This is a genomic window from Paenibacillus maysiensis (genome assembly GCF_000520815.1).
GTDB classification, from domain to species: Bacteria; Bacillota; Bacilli; order Paenibacillales; family Paenibacillaceae; genus Paenibacillus; species Paenibacillus maysiensis.
This window is the reverse complement of sequence record NZ_ASRY01000096.1, coordinates 1-382: the sequence shown is the minus strand read 5'-3', so window position 1 is coordinate 382 and position 382 is coordinate 1. Positions and strand designations below refer to the sequence as shown.

The window sequence follows — 382 nt, the reverse complement described above, 5'->3', positions numbered from 1 at the left end:
CGTGGGGGAGCCGGTGCCAGCTTTGCATATTGGCGGCTGGTATGACGGTTTCCTGATGGGCACGCTGCAGTCATTTGAGGCTCTGCAAGCTACTGCCACACCGGATTGCTTTCATCGGCTCATCGTTGGCCCGTGGGCCCACATTCCATGGGGGCGTAGAGCGGGCGGAATCGATCATGGCGAGCAGGCGGACGGCGGTCATCATCTAGAGCAGCTGCGTTGGTTTGATTATTGGCTGAAGGGCAAGGAAGACACGGAATTGTCCGAAGAACCGCCGATCCGTTATTTTGACCAATTGAGCCATGAATGGCATACGGCGGAGCAGCTACCTTTTGTACTTGAGGGTGAGCCTTCCCCGTCCGAATGGTTCTATCTATCGGGG

The 382-nt window shown here is 56.8% G+C and carries 1 protein-coding gene; it reads left to right on the top strand.

Features of this window, described 5'->3' with window-relative positions; genetic code table 11:
* Window positions 1–13 precede the first annotated feature (13 nt).
* The coding region (locus tag L696_RS28315) for a CocE/NonD family hydrolase (RefSeq protein ID WP_245233306.1) at window positions 14–382 on the top strand (369 nt) is incomplete at its 3' end.